The sequence below is a fragment of the Roseovarius sp. EC-HK134 genome (assembly GCF_902498815.1).
GTDB lineage: Bacteria > Pseudomonadota > Alphaproteobacteria > Rhodobacterales > Rhodobacteraceae > Roseovarius > Roseovarius mucosus_A.
In genome coordinates this window covers 1-2489 of sequence record NZ_LR701532.1, presented here as the reverse complement: position 1 = coordinate 2489, position 2489 = coordinate 1, and the positions used below count along the sequence as shown (strand labels likewise).

At 59.9% G+C, this 2489-nt stretch carries 3 protein-coding genes; all 3 read left to right on the top strand.

The features are described from left to right. Positions 1-13 precede the first annotated feature (13 nt). The 3 genes from GC127_RS23305 to GC127_RS00945 are packed head-to-tail and all read left to right on the top strand — an operon-like array spanning position 14 to position 2450. On the top strand, positions 14-136 hold the full coding sequence (locus GC127_RS23305) for a hypothetical protein (protein WP_368074203.1): 123 nt from the start codon (positions 14-16) through the stop codon (positions 134-136). Between the two features lie 59 nt (positions 137-195). Next, positions 196-1863, top strand: a complete 1668-nt coding sequence (locus GC127_RS00950; protein ID WP_151976062.1) for an IS66 family transposase — start codon at positions 196-198, stop codon at positions 1861-1863. Then, positions 1860-2450 (top strand): plasmid pRiA4b ORF-3 family protein, encoded by a 591-nt coding sequence (locus GC127_RS00945; protein ID WP_151976061.1) that lies wholly within the window; start codon positions 1860-1862, stop codon positions 2448-2450. The genes GC127_RS00950 and GC127_RS00945 overlap by 4 nt, the downstream gene beginning before the upstream one ends. Positions 2451-2489 lie beyond the last annotated feature (39 nt).

Sequence of the window (2489 nt, the reverse complement as noted above, 5' to 3'; positions counted from 1 at the left end):
GGCAGGTAAGTTCATTTGGCCTGTGAGCCAGGGCGGCACGGCGGTGGCGATATCATCCGCCCAGCTTGGCTATCTTCTGGAAGGGATCGACTGGAGAAATCCGCGCTGGACGCAAAGGCCGAGAACGGCTGGATAATTTACACAGAACTGCCTGTTTTTATTGGCCTTTCGCCGTGTTCATGATAGGCATCTGCCATGTCAGATGCCGCCTTGCAAATCGCCGAATTGCGCGCCGCGCTTGCCGCGCAGACCGCCTCGGCTGAGGCTGCACAAGCCCGTGCGCAGGCTGCTGAAACTGAGTTGGCGCAGGCCCGCGCATTGGCATCCTGCACGGAGGCAATGATCCAGGAATTGAAGCTGGAGATTGCCAAGCTGCGGCGTGACAAATACGGCATCTCCTCCGAGCGTCGCGCACGGCTGATTGATCAGTTGGAATTGCAGCTTGAAGAATTGGAGGCAGCTGCCACCGAGGATGCGCTGGCGGCTGAAGTGGTCACTGCTGCGGACACGACCAGCACGGTGCGCGCCTTTACGCGGCGCAAGCCGGTGCGCAAACCCTTTCCAGACCACTTGCCGCGTGAACGTGTTGTGGTCGAGGCGCCGACCAGCTGCACCTGCTGTGGTTCCGACCGGATCGTGAAGATGGGCGAGGACATCACCGAGACGCTTGAAGTGATCCCCCGTCAGTGGAAGGTGATCCAGACCGTCCGCGAGAAGTTCACCTGCCGGGCCTGCGAGAAGATCAGCCAGCCGCCGGCCCCATTCCACGCCATTCCACGCGGCTGGGCTGGGCCGCAGTTGATCGCGATGATCGCTTTTGACAAATATGGACAGCACCAGCCACTGAACCGGCAATCCGAACGCATTGCGCGGGAGGGGATTGAGCTTAGCCTGTCCACTCTGGCTGATCTGCTCGGTCATGCCTGTGCGGCACTGGCACCCATCCATGCGCTGATCGAGCGTCACGTGCTGGATGGGGGCCGTCTGCATGGTGATGACACGACCGTGCCGCTTCTGGCCCGTGGGGGCACAAAAACCGCACGATTATGGACCTATGTGCGTGATGACCGGCCGTGGGATGGCGGCGCGCCGCCTGCCGCCTTCTTCAAGTTCTCGACAGATCGTCGCAAAGAACATCCGACCCGACACCTGACTGAGTGGCATGGTGTGCTGCAATCAGACGTCTATGGCGGCTACAATGATCTGTATCTGGCAGATCGCAGTCCGGGGCCGGTGCAATCTGCACTGTGTTGGAGCCATGCAAGACGCAAGTTTTTTGAGCTGGCCGATATCAAAGCCATCGCCCGCAAGGGCAAAAAGGTAGCAGAGGAGATCTCGCCCATCGCGCTGGACGCTGTGACGCGGATCGATGCGATCTTTGCTGTGGAGCGCGAGATCACCGGCCTGTCAGCTGCAGAACGTTATGAGGTCCGCCAGCAGCGGGTCGCGCCGCTGGTCAACGACCTTTACGATTGGATGCGAGCCGAGCGGGCCCGGATGTCAAAGCACAACCCTGTCGCCAAGGCGATCAATTACATGCTGGACGAAGAGGGCCGCTGGGAAGCCTTCACCGCATTCTTGGATGACGGGCGCCTTTGCCTGACCAACAATGCCGCCGAGCGGGCCCTCAGAGGTATCGCATTGGGCAGAAAGTCGTGGCTTTTTGCAGGGTCCGAGCGTGGCGGTGACAGGGCGGCCTTCATGTATACCCTCATCGTCACGGCAAAGATGAACGACATTGATCCCCAGGCATGGATGGCCGATGTGCTCGCACGTCTGCCGGACATGCCGATGTCACGGGTGCATGAATTGCTCCCATGGCATTGGAAAGCCGCAACTGAATTGAAGAGGATTGCCGCATGACGCTGGTCGCGCGCCTTAAGGTCACATTATCCGACGTCGAGCCTCAGGTGTTGCGGCGCTTCGATGTGCCGCTCAAGATCAAGCTGAACCGTCTGCACGATGTGATCCAGGCCGCCATGGGCTGGACCGACAGTCACCTCTATGAGTTCCAGGCCGGCGGTGTTGGCTGGGGCGTGCCTGATCCTGACGGCTATTACGATGGCCCGTTGCCTGCCAGCAAAACCAGCCTGCTCGACGTGCTCGAAGATGTCGGCACCAAGACCATCCATTACATCTATGACTTTGGCGACAACTGGCACCATGTGATCAAGGTCGAGAAAATCGATGACGCCATCCCGGGTGCAGACTACCCGCGCCTTGTCAGAGCCATCGGTGCTTGTCCCCCTGAAGATGTGGGCGGGTTCCCCGGTTACGCCGACTTCCTCGAAGCTATGGCCGACCCTAAGCACGAAGAGCACGAGCAGATGCTGGAATGGTATGGGGGAAAGTTCAACCCCGACGAGGCAGAAATCGGCCGTATCCTAGACAACTTCGAGCGCCTCGGGAAAAAGTGGGCTCCCAAGCCGCGCAAACCAAAAGCCGTCTGATCAATAGAGCGCGTCCACGGCCTTCGGCGGATGCTTACG